3 protein-coding genes and 1 pseudogene are annotated in these 5,356 nt (G+C 36.3%); 3 read left to right on the forward strand and 1 reads right to left on the reverse strand.

The window, feature by feature from the left end; translation table 11 throughout:
- Positions 1-53 precede the first annotated feature (53 nt).
- Positions 54-584: pseudogene (locus FD23_RS08065) on the reverse strand (helix-turn-helix domain-containing protein); the annotation flags it as partial.
- A 234-nt stretch (positions 585-818) separates the two neighbouring features.
- Between FD23_RS08065 and FD23_RS09475 the strand changes: the two are divergent.
- From FD23_RS09475 to FD23_RS08075, 3 genes are all read left to right on the forward strand, one after another.
- Positions 819-1,406 carry a pyridoxal-dependent decarboxylase gene (locus tag FD23_RS09475; RefSeq protein WP_230844827.1) on the forward strand — a complete coding sequence of 196 codons (588 nt, stop codon included), beginning with the start codon at positions 819-821 and terminating at the stop codon, positions 1,404-1,406.
- Between the two features lie 72 nt (positions 1,407-1,478).
- Entirely contained in the window at positions 1,479-2,357 is an 879-nt protein-coding gene (locus tag FD23_RS09480) for a pyridoxal-dependent decarboxylase (protein WP_230844828.1), read from the forward strand.
- Positions 2,350-5,322 carry a non-ribosomal peptide synthetase gene (locus FD23_RS08075; protein ID WP_230844829.1) on the forward strand — a complete coding sequence of 991 codons (2,973 nt, stop codon included), beginning with the start codon at positions 2,350-2,352 and terminating at the stop codon, positions 5,320-5,322. Before FD23_RS09480 ends, FD23_RS08075 begins: the two co-directional genes overlap by 8 nt.
- Positions 5,323-5,356 lie beyond the last annotated feature (34 nt).

Below are 5,356 nucleotides of genomic sequence, written 5' to 3' on the forward strand. Positions count from 1 at the left end.
ATGTGCTAAAAATACAGTATTTTTGCGGGTTTAGGGCACTTTCTCAGAGGACTTGAGTTTGATTGCTCTGGGAAGTTAGCAAATAAAGAATCGTATGGAATTGTTTCTACACAGTTTCCCAACAAAGTTATTTCGTAGTAGCCCCACTTTTCTATCTTAAACAAATAGTCGACTAGTTGGGCTATCTCTTCCCTTGTTGGACAGATATTGCTATCCAGTGTGTGAACAATTGATTTAATCATCGTTTTTTCAAAAGGATTTAGTTTAAAACTGGAATTAGCAGAAAGCAAATTCATGATTTCAGCTGTATTTTGAGCAAAATATGCCTTTCTGATGTAGCTCATTAGGTTGAAAAAAGATTCTGTCCTCGTTGGAGATACATCATTATGGATAATCATGAATTCATCTAAAGAAACGTTTAACTTATCTAATATGTTAATGAGATTAGCACAAGATATTTCAGATTCGCCACGCTCGAAGCGGGAAATCTGCGATTTGGACAGGTGTTGATCAGCAAGTGAACAAATGCTGACTTGTTTTCCTACACGGATTTCTCTGAGTGTTTTTCCTAAGGATGATTTCATTGGAATTCCCACTTTCACAACAAAATGATAAATACCTTTGATTCAGTGTACAATATTGAAATGAAAAAGAAAATGAAATGAAAAACATTTAATAAATTCTTTACTTTTACATTTTTCAGTTGACGTAAATATCATCGCTGATGGGGAGGATCATGGGTTTGAGGTGTTCAGCCAACTTTATCGATCAATCTATCGTAATAGTTAAACTACGTAGTGTAGAAAGGAGCACATGGTATGAAAAATAACGATCTACTTTCAGAAGGGAATAAAGTAGAATTTGAAAGAGATTTGAATCAATTCATAAGGAAACTAATTGATTGGAAGACAGATAGTTCTTTGGTGCATAGAGCTGACGACCTTAATACCACCATAAGCACGGATGCCTTGCCACTCGGTGGGCAGTCGCTAGATGACTCTATTGAAGAATTAGTTGGTTCGCTTGATCGAAATATAAACTTTTCTAGCAAAAAGTTTATGGGCTTCCCAGATTGTGGGAATTCATTAGCCGGACTAGCAGGGGCAGTCGCTGGGGTATTTTTACAGCAAAATCTGATTAATAAGGATATTTGCTCACCAATGGGGACAGAAGTTGAGGCTGATGTACTTAATTGGTTGAGGGAATTGATAGGATACGCAGTTAATAATAAGTTAACAGACGTTAGTCAACTCGGTGGGGCTGTTACGACCGGCGGAGTAATGTCAAATACTTATGCCTTGATGGCAGCTGCAAGAAAGTATCCTGATAAGAAGATTGTGATACTTCCTAATAACATTGGGCATTATTCTTTAAGTTATGCGACAGAATGGTTAAATCTAGTGTAATGTCATACTGACAATTAAAGCATGTTCAATCAGAACTATAACTGCTGATATAGAGCCGCATGCGTAGTATCCGTGCCAGTATTATCAAGATATCATCATGACACTACACTAGATGTCAAGGTGGTATATTGTAAAACTAAGCAATATAGGCTTGACCAAGTAGAATTAAAAAGATTACTTCATTTTTATGGAGAAAGTGTACTCTTTGTAGGTGTTTATGCATGTGATTCAATGACATCTACATGTGAAGACTTGGAAGGCGTATATCATGTAGTCAAAGAGGTTGAAAATGATATTTGGTTACATGCAGACGCATGTCATGGGTTTGCCTTGAGTTTTTCAGATGCATACAGGTCAAAAGTGACGTATTTAAGACACTATGATAGTTGCACCATGGATCCGCATAAAGTCATGTGGTTGCCATACACCCTTAGTGTTGTTTTGATGAAAAATGCAGATGATTTTGGAACACTTTCTAGAACAAACGCCTTGATCATGGATGACCCATTATCATTCGGAAAAACAACGCCATTCATTGGGAGCAAACCATATGATAGCTTAAAACTCTGGATGGTTATGAAAACACTAGGCGTACATGAAATTGGAGAAATGGTTGAAGCGCGAATCAGTAATGCTGATTTATTCTACGCGATTCTAAATAGCGATATAAACTTCTATGTTGGGAATGACGATATTCTGTTTTCGGTTATTTTTCAGTACGTTCCTGATAAAGATGCTGAAATCGAACAAATTAATGAGGTTAACCGTAGTATATATAGAAAAATGCTTTCAGACGGTGAGTATTATTTCCATGGATTTGACATTATGGTTAACGGTAGTAAAAGGTTTGTTTTACGGTATAACAGCGGAAATATTGATGTAACCGAAAAAGAATTGCGTGCTGCGGTGAACTATATTAAAAAGTTGGGGAAGGAGATAGCTCATGAATAAGTTGGATCTTGTAAGGCAATATTTAGATAGTGAAAAAATCACTGGCACTAAAATTTTCTATGGGAGTTGTATTGAATCACATTCAGACGCAAAAGATGTTGATGTATGTGTAATAACGAATCAAACTGTAGACGAGGATTTTTACCATAGATATAAAAAATTTCTGATAGAAAACAATATTGTAATTGACGAAGAAGTAAGATATGAAGATAAGCTGCTTTTGAGTGAGAGCAAAATAAGCAACGCCATCAAGAATTATGTGAATCAGCCGGAATGTTTTGACTTAGAAGCCGACTATCCTCAAGTTGTAGATAGATTGGTTGTCAACATCTTGACAACCAAAGTGAAAGTATTTGATGATAATGGCGTATACGACGAATATAGCAATCAAGCTTGGGAAGAAGTACTGAAGAAGTTTACTAGTTTGGGAGGAAATACTTTTTCTGACTTTACAAAACTATTTCAAATCAGCCAGAATTACAAGTCATTTTGGGGATATTCACCGAAAGTCGTTGATGACTTGTTCAATAGATTTTATCGCTACCATTCAAGCAATAGGGCAATTCGACTGTTAAAAGAGAATGTGATTAAGCATCCGCAAAGAATTGCCGTATTTTCAGAAAATAGGAATCTTACTTACGAAGAATTAGACAAATTATCGGATAATATTGCCAACAAGCTGCTCGAATTTAATTCAGACTATGTTGTTGTGAATTATCCGCACACATATAAACTGTTGTCAATAGTTTACGGAATTTTAAAAGCCGGTAAAATTTATATCCCTGTTGACAACACCAGCCCACTTACTGAAATTGAGCCTATTCGCAAAAAATTTAAAGACAGTATCTACATTAGCGAAAATGCTTCTGACCTCGCAGTTTCAAAAGCACTTGGCATGGAACACAGGCTACTTGATTACTCAGAAAATGAACTGGCTTATATAATCCATACTTCCGGCACAACGGGAGTTCCTAAAGGGGTATGTGTGACCAAAAATAACTTGAATTACATATTGGAAGCATGCCAGTATATTGCGCCAGTAAGTAGTAGAGATTGCTACCTATTTTCGACAAGAGATACCTTCGACGTTTCAATAACTGAAATTTTTGGCTTCTTATATAACGGCGGAAGCGTGTGCGTCTATTCCGCTAAAAACAAGGACTTTTATAAAGAATTTCCTGATTTGATTGAGAAATTCGGCATTACCCATGTTGCGTTGTCTCCTTCTGTATTGGGACTTTTGCTGAAGCTGGCTGATCAAGAAGATCTTCGAAAAATTGATAAGTTGAAGTATTTATTAGTGGCCGGTGAAGAGTTTAAATATGAACTCCTAAAGCTGGTTTTAAAAGATTTGAAAAAAGTCAACGTCTATAACGTATATGGCCCAACAGAAACAACCGTTTACGCCACGTACTTCAATGTAAGGAATACCCCTAAAAAACTGCAAAAAGTTCCAATTGGAGAAAATCTGCCTGGGGTTAAAACTATGCTGGTTAAAGATGAATTGCTGATAGGCGGGAAAGGGGTATCTGCAGGTTACTTCAACAATGCTGAACAAACTGATCAGAAGTTTGAAAAAATTGACGGAGAAGTATTCTACCATACGGGTGACATTGTCGAAAAACAAGATTCTTTGCTCGTGTACCGCGACAGAAAAGACAGTCAGGTTCAAATTCATGGCATTCGAGTAGAATTAGGAGATATCAGAGCAAATATATCTAACATTATTGATGATCCGACACGGGACATTGAAGTAGTTTTTTATAGTGATTCCTTGATTCTCTTTTATACGGGCACAAAAATTAGTGATTTGAGAACAATGCTGGAAAAGCATATGGTATCTTACAAGATTCCTTCTAAATATATCAATGTCAAGGGATTTCCATTAACTTCAAGTGGGAAGGTAGACCGGAAAAAGCTTTTAACCGGGATGAAGGAGTCATCTATCAGCAGCAACGATTCCAAGAAAAGCGGCATAGGCATATATAATACCGTGAAACACATAGCAGAGTCAGTAATGAATCAAACAGTAGGTTCAGAAGAAAATCTTTTAGACATTGGTTTAGACTCTCTGCGCTCAGTTGAATTGGTATTGGAATTAGAAAAAAGGCTGAACATCGATTTAAGTGCTTTTAATATCTACATGTCCCCAACGGTTGACAAGATAGCTTCATTTATAGAAAACATGACGACATCACCTGCTTCTAAAGCAGACAAGGAACTGTTTAGAGAAAATGAAATAAAGAATATTCCTATAACTAGGAAGGTGGAGTATACGTATCCTGCTTTTTTCTATGCTAGGATATACAATTCCTTGGGCTTTAATAGTCAGTTAACGGGAAAGATTTATCTTGGAAAAGATTCAATCAGCTATGAGGAAATCTATCATAAACTTTCTAGGGTAGAAGTATTTAAATCAGTTTTGTCAGAAAATCTGAATACTTTTAAGGTTTTGGACACGCCTGTAAATATTTCCAAATATGAAGTTGCTGATGCCAGAATAGATATTTCAAAAACTTTGAGTGACTTGGTCAAAACAAGTATTGAGAATGGCGGATTATTGTATAAATTTGTTCTGCTTGAAGATGAAAATGTGTCTGTTCTCCATTACTCCATTGACCATAGCATTTGTGATTCATCATCATTGGATGCATTGGAACGATACATTCTTGGCATATATGACTCAAGCCAAACTTACTCGTCGTATATTGAAGAGGTCTATTCCAGAAACCATCTGGAAGAAATTTTAAAAGAGATGGCTAAGTTTGAGCAACAGGATGACCGTAAGGTAGCGGAAACTTTTAAGCGGCTTGAAGATCGGGTTAATTTTGTCAGCCTCACATATTTGAACAATGATACTAAAAATGTATATGCTGAAATTTTGCTGTACTTAAGAGACAAACTCTTGAACAAATTTGCTTTCGCCGATTGTAAAATTAAACTGAACACTGTTCCGATCCAGTAAGAAAAATCGTTTTCACTGGATCAGAGCACAAAAA

The organism is Lactobacillus delbrueckii subsp. delbrueckii DSM 20074 = JCM 1012, assembly GCF_001433875.1.
GTDB classification, from domain to species: Bacteria; Bacillota; Bacilli; order Lactobacillales; family Lactobacillaceae; genus Lactobacillus; species Lactobacillus delbrueckii.